Origin of the sequence: Pontibacterium granulatum (assembly GCF_029961155.1) — a bacterium.
Taxonomy (GTDB): domain Bacteria; phylum Pseudomonadota; class Gammaproteobacteria; order Pseudomonadales; family Balneatricaceae; genus Pontibacterium; species Pontibacterium granulatum.
In genome coordinates this window covers 38,780-50,770 of the sequence record NZ_JASBRH010000022.1, presented here as the reverse complement: position 1 = coordinate 50,770, position 11,991 = coordinate 38,780, and the positions used below count along the sequence as shown (strand labels likewise).

Genomic DNA, 11,991 nt, shown 5'->3' with positions numbered 1-11,991 from the left:
TTCTTTATGACTAGTGCTGTTAAAAAGGCAGTCGTGCTGCTGTCTGGTGGCCTGGATTCTGCTACCGCGTTGGCGATGGCTAAAGACCAGGGATTCGAATGTTATGTGCTGAGCTTTGATTATGGCCAGCGTTCGGTGACAGAGCTGAATGCGGCGCGCAAGGTTGCAGCGCAGATGGATGTCAAGGAGCACCGGGTTGTGCGTTTGCATCTCGAGGATTTCGGCGGCTCTGCGTTAACCGATCACAGTATTGATGTACCGGAGCAGGAGGAAGAGGGGATTCCCGTAACCTACGTTCCGGCCCGTAATACGGTATTTCTGTCACTCGCGTTAGGCTGGGCTGAGGTGCTGGATGCACACCACATCTTTATCGGTGTGAATGCAGTGGACTATTCCGGCTACCCGGACTGCCGTCCGGAGTATATTGCCGCATTTGAGGCAATGGCTAACCTTGCCACTAAGGCGGGTGTAACCGGTACCAAGCTAATGCTGGAAACACCGTTGATCGATTTGACCAAGGCAGAGATTATCCAGCAGGGTACAGCTTTGGGAGTGGATTACGGTTTGACTGTATCCTGTTACCAGGCAGACGACGATGGTCGTGCCTGTGGGCAGTGTGATAGCTGTCGCCTGCGTGCCAAGGGGTTTGTGGATGCTGGTGTACCGGATCCAACCCGCTACGTTTAACTTGTTGAAAAAATTATTGTTTAAGTAAGATTTTTCACAATTAGTGCTTGCACTTTAAAAATGAGAGCGTAATATACGCACTCCATTGAGCGGGTCGTTAGCTCAGTTGGTAGAGCAGTTGGCTTTTAACCAATTGGTCATAGGTTCGAATCCTATACGACCCACCACTCAATGATCTCTACCGGGTCGTTAGCTCAGTTGGTAGAGCAGTTGGCTTTTAACCAATTGGTCATAGGTTCGAATCCTATACGACCCACCAGATTCAGAAAAAGGAGCGCATTGGTGCTCCTTTTTCGTTTCCGCTGTTTATTACAGATTCTGTTGCTTTATTATCACCGCACGGTAATCCAGCTGTGGTGTGACTATGGTATAATCGGACTGCGGCCAGAGGGTTTACCGTCTGGCGTTTCAATTCAGCCTTTATAATTAAGAAACAGTTACTTACATGTTGAGCAAGCAGGAAATCTCCGACCGCATCCTGGTCCAGGAGCACTTTGCAAAAGAACACCTTCCTTCCGGTCACTCTCGACAAGAGGTCGAAGAGTACAAGGACCAGATTAAAAAACTGTTAAAAGAGAAGGATGCGTGTCTTGTAGCGCACTACTACACTGATCCCCTGATTCAGGAATTGGCTGATGAAACGGGTGGCTGTGTGTCAGACTCTCTGGAGATGGCGCGCTTTGGTAGTGCTCATGAAGCAAGTACGCTGGTTGTAGCGGGGGTGCGCTTCATGGGTGAGACGGCGAAGATCCTGAGTCCTGAAAAGCGCATTCTGATGCCAACACTGGAAGCAACCTGTTCCCTGGACATCGGTTGCCCGATCGATGAATTCAGTGCGTTCTGTGATGCGCATCCTGACCATGAAGTGGTTGTTTATGCCAATACCTCTGCTGCGGTTAAGGCACGTGCAGACTGGGTAGTAACGTCCAGCATTGCACTGCAGGTGGTTGAGCACCTGGCAGATGAAGGCAAGAAGATCATCTGGGCGCCTGATAAGCACTTGGGTGCTTACGTTCAGAAGCAGACCGGAATCGAAATGCTGATGTGGGATGGTGCCTGCATCGTGCACGAAGAGTTCAAAGCGAAAGGTATTCTGGAACTGAAACAGGTGTATCCGGATGCAGCGATACTGGTACACCCGGAGTCGCCTGATTCTGTGGTTGAGATCGCAGATGCCGTAGGTTCTACGTCGCAGTTGATCAAGGCTGCCCACGACCTGCCAAACAAGCATTTCATCGTGGCTACCGATCGTGCGATTTTCTACAAGATGCAGCAGGCGGCGCCAGGCAAAGAGTTCCTGGAAGCGCCAACCGCAGGCTCCGGTGCAACATGCCGCAGCTGTGCGCACTGCCCTTGGATGGCAATGAACGATCTGCAAAACATCATGCAGTGTCTGCAGGAAGGTAAGGACGAGGTGGTTGTGTCACCGGAACTGGTTGAAGACGCGCGCCGTCCATTGCAGCGTATGCTCGACTTCTCAGCGGACATGAATAAGTAAATTGTTTTCGTATTCTGAAAATAAAAAGCCGCACTAATGTGCGGCTTTTTCGTGTCTGCGTGTTTGGTATTGGATCACATCACCTTTTTCATCTGTTCCCTTATCTGTTTTGCTTCCTGCTCCAGGGCTTCCAGCTGTGAGCGCTCTTCCTCGGTCAGTTGAGGGGTGCGTTGCGCAAATTTAAGCTGTCGCAATGCGAGATCAAGGTTGCCGGTCAACATGAAATACTCAACGCGTGCAATGTGTACATCTAATGTGTTGCCTGCTAATCCGTGAACTTCTGCCAGGTTGTAGCGGATATTCGGATCATTAGGGCGTTGCTCCGCCAGCTTTTTGTAAACCGCAATTGCATGGCTATTCTGGCCCTGATGCAGTAGCAGCTCAGCATAGATCGCATTGGCCGGATAATTATCCGGGAACAGTTTTAGGACCGCGCGAAGCTCTTTTTTGGCTTCGCTGTATTGCTTGCGCGCAATGTTTAGTTCCGCCAGTGCCAAGCGGACCGGGAGTTTTCGTTTAAAGTCTGTGCTCATTTCGTTAACAGCTTCCGCCGCCAGCTCGTACTTATTTGCTTTGATCGCTGCCATCACTGTGGCGTAGCGCAGGGTATCGTTGTCCTGCTGGTTGCGCTTGCTTGTCAGGCTGGTGAGCAGTTTGTCTGCATCTTGTGCGTAGTTCGCAACGATGCGGGCTTGCACCAGATCGAAGTCGATGGCATCCGGGCGAGGCTCCGGCGTCGGCAAGTTCGCGGCCCGGTTGAGGGAGTCGGCAATTCGGGATTCTGTTACCGGGTGTGTCAGCAGAAACTCGGGTGGCTTGCTGCCATAGCGTGCATTGGCCTGCAGGCGAGAAAACATCTTCGGCATAGCGGCTGGATCAAAGCCGGCGACGGTCAGGGTTTGCATGCCGATATAATCCGCTTCGCGTTCGTTCTGGCGGCTGAAGGCCAGCATAGAAGCTTGGTTTGCGGCGAGGGTTGAAGACAGTGCGGCGGTACCCCCCTGGCCGTCTGCGGCAGCGATAAGCAGGCTGCCCAGCATTGCCGCCAGAAAGAATGGCTGATTGCGACGCTGCTGGTCGATTTGGGCTGCGTAGTGGCGTTGGCTCAAGTGTGCCAATTCGTGGGCGATGACTGACGCCAATTCGTCTTCGCTCTGGGCGGCTTCAACCAGCCCTGAGTGCACGCCAACAATGCCGCCGGGAACGGCAAAGGCGTTCAGGGTGGGGTTGTCGAGCACTACAAGTTCCAGGCGGTGGTCGGTCAGCTGACTGTATTGAGCAACATTCCAGAGCAAGTCTTCAAGGTAGGCAACGACGATTGGGTCTTCGTACAAGCGTGCTGATCCGCGCAGCATGCGTACCCAGGTGCGGCCAAGCAGATACTCTTCCTGAGGAGTGGTAGAGAAGCCGCTGTCGCTGAGCGAAGGCAGGCCGCTGTTGGCGGCGTGTAGTGAATTAGTCTGAAAAACCAACAATAAGGATGTTATCAGCGGTAGAAAAAAGCGATAAATAGGCATGGTTTAGAATCCGTCCGAAAACGCGCTGCTAATACTCAAAAAATTGTTATATAGTGCTGGGCTGATGAATTTTACTCAACCCGGTACGTTGTAAAGATACGTTAATGACTGAACCTGCAATTGATGAAATCCTGGACGCCTCTGGACTGAACTGCCCATTGCCTCTATTGAAGGCAAAACAAGCACTTAACCGACTGGAGGTTGGTCAGGTATTAAAGGTTATTGCGACGGACGCCGGTTCGATCCGCGATTTCAAGGCGTACACAGAACAATCCGACCACGTGATGCTGGATTCGTTCACCGATGAAGAGCCGTACGTCTATATTATTCAACGTGGTTAGTTCTGCGGCCTGAGAGTTGAGAATCGATAATGCATAGAATATTCAGCAAATGGATAGACCGTTACTTCTCGGACGAGGAGGCGGTGCTGCTGTTCGTGCTGTTGGGTGGCGCGTTGCTGGTTATCCTTACCCTGGGGCAGATGCTGACACCTGTATTTGCGGGACTGATCCTGGCATTCCTGATGCAGGGGGCGGTCAACTGGCTGGAATCGCGCAATTTTTCGCATATTTGGTCGGTTCTATTGGTGTTTCTGCTGTTTGTTGGGGTCTTTCTGGCAACGCTGCTGTTTATTTTGCCGTTGGTGTGGAAACAGGCGGGTAATCTGTTTAACGAACTTCCTCGAATATTGAGTGAGGTTCAGGCATTGGCTTTGCTGTTGCCGGAAAAATATCCGGATGTGATCTCGGCTGAGCAGGTAAATGATCTGATCAACCAGGCTGCCAGCGAGTTATCAAAGGTTGGGCAGTGGGTGGTGACTTTCTCAATCAACTCGATTGGTAGCGTTGTTGCTTTGCTGATCTATCTGGTGCTGGTGCCGATTTTGGTGTTCTTTTTTCTGAAGGATGGCCGTGCACTTACCAGTTGGTGGGCTTCACTGCTACCCGCGAAACGCGAGATGATGACTAAGGTCTGGCGCGAGATGGACGACCAGATTGCCAACTACGTACGCGGTAAAGTGATTGAAATTGTAATCGTAGGCGCTACCACCTATATCGTGTTTGCGATTCTGGGTATCAACTATGCAGCGTTGCTGGGGATAATGGTAGGTCTGTCGGTACTGATCCCATACATCGGCGCGGCGCTGGTGACTCTGCCGGTCGCGTTGATCGGCTTCTTTCAGTGGGGCTGGACCAATGAGTTTATGTACCTGATGATCGCCTACGCCATTATTCAGGCATTAGACGGCAATGTATTGGTGCCGTTGCTCTTTTCCGAGGCGGTAAATCTGCACCCTGTGTCCATCATTGTTTCGGTGTTGCTGTTTGGTGGTCTTTGGGGGTTCTGGGGGGTCTTCTTTGCGATCCCGCTGGCGACCTTGGTTAAGGCGATAGTGAATGCCTGGCCGAAAGCACCGCAACAAGTTCTTGAAGGGCCGGAGAGCTAATCCGGCCCAGCTTGTTTCTTTTTGTGGGGATGAAGGGGTGTTTACAGTCCCTTCACCGCTTCCAGTACTTCATCAACGTGACCTTTTACTTTTACACTACGCCATTCTTTACGTAGAACGCCTTCCTTGTCGATCAGAAACGTCGAGCGATCCACGCCCATATACTCACGGCCGTAGTTTTTCTTCAGTTTGATTACGTCGAACTGCTTGCACAGTTCTTCGTCCGGGTCACTGATCAGCTCAAATGGAAACGACTGTTTGGCTTTGAAGTTTTCATGTGCGCGCATGCCGTCCCGGGATACACCAAAGATAACAGTGTCCAGCGCGGTAAATTCATCAATCAGGTCGCGAAAATTCTGGCCTTCGGTAGTGCAGCCCGGGGTGCTGTCTTTCGGGTAGAAATAGATAACCACGTTTTTGCTGCGCAGTTCTGACAGGGTTACAGTTTGCTCGCTGGTCGCTTTTGCAGTGAAATCGGCTACAGGTTGATCAATTGCTACGGTGCTCATCGGCTTTCCCTATATTTTCAATCGGTTGGATGGCTACTCAAGAGTGTAGAAAATCGTATAGAATATCCAACCCTTATACGATAACAAGTACGGCCTGGATTTTAATACAGAGCGAAGGCCGCACAAGAGTAGTAACGGTTCTGCATGGTCGTTACGATACACTCTCTTACATCTATGGAGATAAACATGATTACTGGCAGCTTAGTTGCGCTTGTTACCCCGATGACTTCCAATGGAGATATTGATTGGGACGCCCTGGATAAGGTCGTTGATCTCCATCTGGATAAGGGTACTGACGCGATCGTTGCGGTGGGTACCACCGGTGAATCTGCAACGCTTGATTGTGACGAGCACTGCCAGGTAATCAAACGCGTGATCAAACGAGTAGGTGGCAAGATCCCAGTTATTGCCGGTACTGGTGCCAACGCGACCAAAGAAGCGATCGAGCTGACCCGTGAAGCAAAAGAAGCGGGTGCAGACGCGTGCTTGCTGGTAACGCCTTACTACAACAAGCCGACTCAGGAAGGTCTGTATCAGCACTTTAAAGCGATTGCTGAAGCTGTAGATATCCCGCAGATTCTTTACAACGTACCGGGTCGTACCGCGTGTGACATGCTGCCGGAAACCGTAGCTCGTCTGGCGGTTATCCCGAACATTGTTGGTATTAAAGAAGCGACGGGTGATCTGGAGCGTGCTAAGCAGGTAATCGACAGTGTGCCGGCTGACTTTGCAGTTTATTCCGGCGATGACGGTACTGCACCGGAACTGATGCTGTTGGGCGGTGTCGGAAACATCTCCGTGACTGCAAACGTAGCACCTGCAGAGATGGCAGAACTGTGTAAGCTGGCTATTGCCGGTCAGGCAGAAGAAACCCGCGAACTTCAGAATAAACTGATGCCGCTCCATAACGCGCTGTTTGTTGAAGCTAACCCAATTCCTGTGAAGTGGGCGATGACTGAGATGGGTCTGATGGCTGACGGTATCCGTCTGCCATTGACTGTGCTGAGTGAGCAGTACCATGAGGAGGTGCGCGAAGCACTTCGTACTACCGGTATTATCTAAACGGCCCGAGACTATGAAAAAGGCAGTATCTCTAACGATTTTGGCCTGCGCCCTGCAAGCAGGGTGTAGTGTTGTGGAAAACAATCCGATCTACGGTGAGAACGGTATTATCCGTGACCGCAGCCAGGATTACGAAAAAGCCAGTGAAGGAAAAGCGTTGGAGGTGCCGCCTCACCTGCGAGTCCGAGAAACTGAGCGCGGCATGGTGATTCCGGAGATCGGGCAGGCCGCCACGCAGAAAACAACCGAATATGTTGTGCCGCGTCCGGAGTTCTTCTACACGGAAGCGACCAGCGATAAGGTGAGTCTTAAGCGTGAGGCGGGTGAAAAGCTGATCGTTGTTGAATCTCCGATCAACGAAGTCTGGCCGAAGCTGAAAGATTTCTGGCGTTACAACGGTATCGAGCTAGCAAAAGACGATCCGCGCAGTGCCACCATGGAAACCGCATGGATTGAGAACAACGGTGAAGATCTGAGCTTCGTGGATAGCTGGATCAAGCGTCTGACGTTCCAGGAGATCGAAGGTCCGGCTAAGGACAAGCTGAAACTGGAGCTGCGTCCAGACGAGGGGGACTCACAGCGTACCTCAATCAGCATGAAGCACGTGCGTTTTGCACAGGATGCAGACGTTGCTGAGATCGACTGGGATAAGAGCGGTCGTGACGTAGGTTACAAGTCGGACATGATGTTCGAAATGCTGCGTTACCTGAGTAAAGCGGCCGATAAAGAAGACGCACCGACACTGACTAAGCTGCAGGCACCTAAAGACGGGCGCACAGAGCTGGGGCGTGACTCCCGCGGTAATCCTGTCCTGAAGGTTGAGTCCTCCGTGGATAAAGCCTGGGCTTCCGTTTCTACTGCGATGGATGCGGGGCGTTTTGATGTGGGTACTGTCGACAAGCAGTCCGGCATGTTCTACTTCTCCTACACCACCAGTACACCGGCTGATGAAGCTGAGAAAATGGGCTTCTTCGAATGGCTTCACTCCGACCGTGGCGATATCAAGTTCGAAACGACCGCTCTGGCAGAAGCGCTGGGTGTTGAGAAGGACGAGAATGCTGCAAAGATCCGTTATACCTCCAAGGAGGTGAGTGCGGAAGAGAAAGATCGTCTGGCAAGCATGAGCCAGGAGCAGATCGAGCAGGAGCGCCTGCAGAAGAAAGACGGCTTCAAGATCTGGTTTGCAGGCAAGGTTATTTATGTCTTCAGCGAAGAGGGTGAAGAGGGCGTCTACAACAAAGAGTCTGATGCGTTTGAATACACCGGCCGTTACCAGCTGAAGCTGAATCGCTCTCGTACAGGTGTGTATCTCTCTGTTCTGACCGATCAGGGATTGTCTGCGCCAGCCGAGGTTGCCGAAGAGATCTTGTGGGAAGTGAAGAAAAACTTGCCTGCAAGCTGATTCTTCGATCAAGACTTAAACATAAGGGGCCTGCTGGCCCCTTATTTGTCTCTGAAACAAATAACAAAAAGGACTCCATATGAAAGCGGTAATTCTGGATCTGGAGAGTCTGGAAGATCTGGACCTTTCCCCGATCGAAGCTGAATTCGATCAACTGGATGTGTATATGGCAACTGCTCCTGAACAGGTTGCCGAGCGCATTGATGGCTGCGATGTCGTCATTACCAATAAGGTTAAAGTCGGTCGCGACCTGATGTCAGGTGCAACTAATCTTAAGCTGATCTGCGTGGTTGCCACCGGTACCAATAATATCGATCTGGACGCGGCCAGTGAGCACAACGTACGCGTGAGTAACTGTGTTGCCTATGGTGTGGACTCTGTTGCACAGCATGTGATGTCGATGATCCTGGCGTTGCACACTAACATTGTGCAGTACGATCGTGCGGTTAAATCGGGCGAGTGGGGTAAGGCCTCTCAGTTCTGTATGCTGAGCTTTCCGATCCGTGAGCTGGCGGGTCGTACACTGGGTATTTATGGATACGGTAACCTTGGCAGTGCCGTTGCCCATCTGGCCGAAGCGTTTGGTATGAAGGTTGTGATCGCACAACGCCCAGGAGCTGAAAAGCGCGAAGGGCGCCTGTCGATGGATGAACTACTGGCACAAGCGGATGTACTGAGTTTGCACTGTCCTTTGACTGAAGAGACAAAGGATCTGGTCGATGCTGAGGCGCTGGCGAAGATGAAGCCGGGTAGTATGCTGATCAACGCGGCACGTGGCGGTGTGGTAAACGAAGACGCATTGGCTGATGCGTTGCGTTCAGGCCAGCTGGCAGGGGCGGCGACCGACGTATTGACCGAGGAGCCTCCGGTTAACGGCAATGTGCTCTTGTCGCAAGATATCCCAAACCTGATCATCACGCCGCATTCCGCCTGGGGAAGCCGTGAAGCGCGTCAGCGTATCCTGGACCAGACGCTGGAAAATATTCAAGGCTTTAAAGCGGGCAGTCCGGTGCGGACGGTCAACTGATCGACGCGCTCGATTCCGTCAAAAAGGAACCGGCGCGTGGAATTCCATCCAGTCACCTGTTTGCGGGTGACTGAATCCCAAATTTTCTGCATGGAGCAGTAAGCGCGGGCTCAATGCCTGAGCTGCTTCAGGGGCATAAAACCGGTCGCCAACAATCGGGTGTCCTAAGAACTGCATATGAACCCTGAGTTGATGGGAGCGACCGGTGACGGGATGCAGCTGCACCCGGGTACCTTTTGCCTCCTTCTGCAGCTTTTTCCAGGTTGTGTGGGCCTGTTTGCCGTGTTCGTAATCGACAATCTGAAGCGGACGGTTTTCCCAGTCACAGCGTAGCGGCTCTTTTACCTCCCCGGTCTCACCTTCTAGATCGCCAAACACTACGGCCTGATACGATTTTTCGGTGCGACGCTGCTGAAACTCGTTGCTCAGATAGCGGTGGCTGTCGGCGTTAAGCGCCAGCACCATCAAACCGGATGTTGCGTAATCCAGGCGGTGCACGATTCTGGCTGTTGGGTATGTTTGCTGGACGCGCCGCCAAACACAATCCTGCTTGTCTTCACCACGTCCGGGTACGGAGAGCAGGTCCGCGGGTTTATTGACCACCACAAGCTGGTCATCTGCATAGAGTATTTCAGGCATAGCGAATCTTACTTAGCCGGTTTTTCGAACAGGGCCAGGGACTCCACATGAGAGGTATGAGGAAACATATCCATCACGCAAAAGCGGGTAAAGTGATAGCCCTGTAATACGAGCTCGGCGGCATCACGTGCCAGTGCGGCCGGATTGCAGGATACATAGAGAATCCGGTCAGCATCATAGTGTTTCAGCTGTTTAATCGCTTCCAGAGCGCCTGTGCGGGGTGGATCAAGCAGGACCTTGTTGAATCCCTGGTTGTACCAATGGTGGTGTCGCAGGTCGCCACTCAGATCACCTTTATAGAAGGCTGTGTTGTCGAGCTGATTGCGGCTGGCATTTTCCGTTGCTCGCTTGACCATGGTGTCGCTGCCCTCGACACCCACCACTTCACCGGCGTAACGGGCCAGGGGAAGGGTAAAGTTGCCGATGCCGGAGAAGAGGTCCAGGACACGGTCATCCTTTTGCGGCGCAAGCCAGTCGATCGCACGCTGGATCATCTGTGCGTTAACCGCAGCGTTTACCTGTAGGAAATCACCGGGTTCGAAGTTGAGGCTGATGTTGTGGTCAGGCAGCGCGTAGGTCAGTTGTGCCGGCGCAGACGCGGGGTGTACCTGTTCGCCGTCATCAAAGTAGAGTTTCAGCTGTGCAGCTTCGACGGCATTAGTGAGCGTGGAGATCAGTTCATCCGGCAGGCGTTTTTTAGTGCGCAGGGTCAGTGCACCCTCTCGATCACCCATCACGACTTCGGCATGGGTGATGTTGCGCACATTCTCAACGTCCTGCAGGTTCTCGTGTAGCAGGTTGATAACCTGGTTCAGTTTTTCATTCAGTACCGGGCAGTGATCAATCGAAGTTAGCTTGTTGCTGCCACGGCGGCGAAAACCGATAACCACGGAACCGTCCCGTTGCAGCTGATTGACCCCCAGGCGTGCCGCACGTCGGTAATTCTCGGGCTGTGAGCGCAGCGGCGATTCGATCTGTTCCGGCTGGACTTTCCCCAGGCGTTGCAACTGGTCCAGCACGATCACTTGTTTCTCTTCGATCTGCTGTGCGTGCTCAAGGTGCTGCAGGTCACAACCGCCACAAACGCCGTAATGAGGGCATACCGGTTCACTGCGAAATGGTGACGCCTGCTTTACCTGGGTACATTCGGCCTCCGCGAAGCGCTTGTGGTGTTTGGTGATACGGGCTTCCACTGTTTCGCCTGACAGTGCACCGGATACGAAGATGGTTTTACCTTCATGGCGTGCAATGCCGCGACCTTCGTGGCTTAAGCCTTCGATGGTCAGCTCCAGTGGTGTTGTGTTGGCAGGCTGCGCAGCTTTATTGCGGCGAGCTGCGTGGCGGTGTGATGTGGATCGTTTTCGCATGAGAGTACCCGTGAACAGAATGCGCGGATTCTATCAGGCCAGCAGCACAAAAGGCAGACAGAAATAGAGATACACCACGAGCTCGCATAGTTGCTGCGTCGCGCCCAAGCAGTCACCGGTATAGCCGCCGATCCAGCGCCGGAAGAACTGGGACAGCCAGTTGCGCATGAGCCAGACGGGAACAATTACCAGCCATACTTTGGGGCCCAGTGGAATCAGGCAGATAAGCACCGGTATCCCTGCGATCATAAGTTCTTTGCGTGACATACGGTTGGCCAGTGGTTTGGCCTTGCTGTCTATATCTTCACGCACATAGTCGTCGCTATAGATGAGTGTAAGCGCCGCAAACCGGCTGAGTGTATGGGCAAGGAGGAGGGCAGGGACGATCTGTTCGGTAAAGGAAAGCGTCTGAAACTTGATAAACAAGGCAAAGCACAGGCCCAGTGCGCCATAAGTGCCAAGTCTGGAATCCTTCATGATGGTGAGGATCTGTTTTTTCTCCCAGCCTCCACCAAAACCATCACAAACATCGGCCAGTCCATCTTCATGGAAACCACCCGTCAGCCATATCGAAGCAAGCATCGACAGCAATATGGCGATAGGGGCGGGGAAAAACTCCGCGGCCAGGAGGTAAATCAACGCCGCAGCAGCACCAACCAGAAGGCCAATCCAGGAGAAGTAGCGGCTGGCGCGATTCAGGTGTTCGCTTGAGAACTCCACCCAGTCGGGAGCTGGAACTCGGGTGAAAAAAGTCAGGGCATTAAAAAACAGATGGACTTCACGGTGCCTGAGATTCATTCGCACTATCGCTTGGGTGTATAGTTTAGGGCGATAAC

At 52.5% G+C, this 11,991-nt stretch carries 12 protein-coding genes and 2 tRNA genes; 9 read left to right on the top strand and 5 right to left on the bottom strand.

Features of this window, described 5'->3' with window-relative positions; genetic code table 11:
• The first annotated feature begins 6 nt into the window (after window positions 1-6).
• From queC to nadA, 4 genes are all read left to right on the top strand, one after another.
• Window positions 7-687 carry a 7-cyano-7-deazaguanine synthase QueC gene (queC, locus tag QKW35_RS16785; RefSeq protein ID WP_282354985.1) on the top strand — a complete coding sequence of 227 codons (681 nt, stop codon included), beginning with the start codon at window positions 7-9 and terminating at the stop codon, window positions 685-687.
• Between the two features lie 91 nt (window positions 688-778).
• A tRNA-Lys gene (locus QKW35_RS16780) sits at window positions 779-854 on the top strand.
• Between the two features lie 16 nt (window positions 855-870).
• Window positions 871-946 (top strand) — tRNA-Lys (locus QKW35_RS16775).
• Between the two features lie 186 nt (window positions 947-1,132).
• The gene (gene nadA, locus QKW35_RS16770) at window positions 1,133-2,185 is read left to right on the top strand and encodes a quinolinate synthase NadA (RefSeq protein ID WP_282354982.1); all 1,053 of its coding nucleotides are present in this window, start codon (window positions 1,133-1,135) and stop codon (window positions 2,183-2,185) included.
• A 74-nt stretch (window positions 2,186-2,259) separates the two neighbouring features.
• Here the strand turns inward: nadA and QKW35_RS16765 are convergent, their stop codons facing one another.
• Window positions 2,260-3,702 carry a M48 family metalloprotease gene (locus tag QKW35_RS16765; RefSeq protein ID WP_282354979.1) on the bottom strand — a complete coding sequence of 481 codons (1,443 nt, stop codon included), beginning with the start codon at window positions 3,700-3,702 and terminating at the stop codon, window positions 2,260-2,262.
• 104 nt (window positions 3,703-3,806) lie between these two features.
• Between QKW35_RS16765 and QKW35_RS16760 the strand changes: the two genes are divergently transcribed.
• Together QKW35_RS16760 and QKW35_RS16755 are read left to right on the top strand one after the other, a co-directional pair.
• A complete protein-coding gene (locus QKW35_RS16760; RefSeq protein ID WP_282354977.1) occupies window positions 3,807-4,043 on the top strand; it encodes a sulfurtransferase TusA family protein in 237 nt (78 codons plus the stop codon).
• A 29-nt stretch (window positions 4,044-4,072) separates the two neighbouring features.
• Window positions 4,073-5,149: an AI-2E family transporter gene (locus tag QKW35_RS16755; RefSeq protein ID WP_282354975.1), complete on the top strand. Its 1,077-nt coding sequence runs from the start codon at window positions 4,073-4,075 to the stop codon at window positions 5,147-5,149.
• Window positions 5,150-5,190: 41 nt separating this feature from the next.
• Here QKW35_RS16755 and QKW35_RS16750 read toward each other — a convergent pair whose 3' ends face one another.
• The gene (locus tag QKW35_RS16750; RefSeq protein ID WP_282354972.1) at window positions 5,191-5,658 is read right to left on the bottom strand and encodes a peroxiredoxin; all 468 of its coding nucleotides are present in this window, start codon (window positions 5,656-5,658) and stop codon (window positions 5,191-5,193) included.
• Between the two features lie 186 nt (window positions 5,659-5,844).
• Here QKW35_RS16750 and dapA point away from each other — a divergent pair, with 186 nt between their 5' ends.
• The 3 genes from dapA to QKW35_RS16735 all read left to right on the top strand — a co-directional run bounded on the left by dapA (window position 5,845) and on the right by QKW35_RS16735 (window position 9,149).
• Window positions 5,845-6,720 carry a 4-hydroxy-tetrahydrodipicolinate synthase gene (gene dapA / locus QKW35_RS16745; protein ID WP_282354969.1) on the top strand — a complete coding sequence of 292 codons (876 nt, stop codon included), beginning with the start codon at window positions 5,845-5,847 and terminating at the stop codon, window positions 6,718-6,720.
• 73 nt (window positions 6,721-6,793) lie between these two features.
• Entirely contained in the window at window positions 6,794-8,122 is a 1,329-nt protein-coding gene (gene bamC / locus QKW35_RS16740; protein ID WP_282354968.1) for an NlpB/DapX family lipoprotein, read from the top strand.
• Between the two features lie 79 nt (window positions 8,123-8,201).
• The gene (locus tag QKW35_RS16735; RefSeq protein WP_282354966.1) at window positions 8,202-9,149 is read left to right on the top strand and encodes a 2-hydroxyacid dehydrogenase; all 948 of its coding nucleotides are present in this window, start codon (window positions 8,202-8,204) and stop codon (window positions 9,147-9,149) included.
• A gap of 18 nt (window positions 9,150-9,167) precedes the next feature.
• Here QKW35_RS16735 and QKW35_RS16730 read toward each other — a convergent pair whose 3' ends face one another.
• The 3 genes from QKW35_RS16730 to QKW35_RS16720 are packed head-to-tail and all read right to left on the bottom strand — an operon-like array spanning window position 9,168 to window position 11,953.
• Window positions 9,168-9,788, bottom strand: coding sequence for an RluA family pseudouridine synthase (locus tag QKW35_RS16730; protein WP_282354964.1), 621 nt, complete (start codon window positions 9,786-9,788; stop codon window positions 9,168-9,170).
• 8 nt (window positions 9,789-9,796) lie between these two features.
• A complete protein-coding gene (gene rlmD, locus QKW35_RS16725) occupies window positions 9,797-11,155 on the bottom strand; it encodes a 23S rRNA (uracil(1939)-C(5))-methyltransferase RlmD (RefSeq protein ID WP_282354962.1) in 1,359 nt (452 codons plus the stop codon).
• A gap of 33 nt (window positions 11,156-11,188) precedes the next feature.
• Window positions 11,189-11,953, bottom strand: coding sequence for an adenosylcobinamide-GDP ribazoletransferase (locus QKW35_RS16720; RefSeq protein WP_282354960.1), 765 nt, complete (start codon window positions 11,951-11,953; stop codon window positions 11,189-11,191).
• Window positions 11,954-11,991: the final 38 nt, after the last annotated feature.